Below are 706 nucleotides of genomic sequence, written 5' to 3'. Positions count from 1 at the left end.
CTTCCGAATTCCAGATAACGGTGGCAATCAGCCAATCGATGAGCCTATCATCGAACATGGCCCGGATGCGTATTTTTCATCTTTGCCAATCAAGCGTATTGCTCAAACGCTGCAAGAGAGCGGTATTCCTTGTCAGGTTTCTAATAGCGCGGGGACGTTTGTGTGCAACCATCTGTTTTATGGAGTGCAGCATTATCTGAGGGACAAATTGATTCGGCATGGATTTGTGCATATTCCGTTGTTGCCTGAGCAAGCGACGGATGGCAATCACCCGTCAATGAGCCTCGATATGATCGTGGCTGGCCTAAAGTTGGTGGCACAAGTTGTCATTGAACACGAAAGCGATGTTGTGGTGAGTGGTGGACAAATTTGTTAGTAAGCTACTGAAATAACTAATAAGTTACTAAGCGTATGTTCTGCCAAATGTTAACTTGCTCAAATTTTGCTTGCTTCGAAAGGAGTAGCATTAGAGTGTCGGATTGAAGGTGTATGACTTTCGTTCGGTGCCCTTGTCACAGGAGGTGTCAGGGGCTTACTCTCAAAAAAGGCGAGTTATCATGAAAAGCAACAAAAGTAAGGCTATTGCACTTATCTCTGTCGTTGTTTTCGCGTTGGCTATTGCTGCGCTTAAATTCGAAAACACGCGCGGAGTGCTGCCCATCGTAGTCGCTAGGATCGCGCGTGGGACCGGCGTTAGTGAGACCGG

Annotated in this window: 1 pseudogene; it reads left to right on the top strand. The window is 46.9% G+C overall.

Annotated elements, in window-relative coordinates:
* Positions 1-376: pseudogene (locus tag R7190_RS27505) on the top strand (pyroglutamyl-peptidase I); the annotation flags it as partial.
* Between the last annotated feature and the right edge of the window lie 330 nt (positions 377-706).

The organism is Vibrio sp. 1078-1, assembly GCF_033340475.1.
Note: the sequence above shows the minus strand (reverse complement) of the source record. Positions and strands in the feature narration are given on the sequence as shown.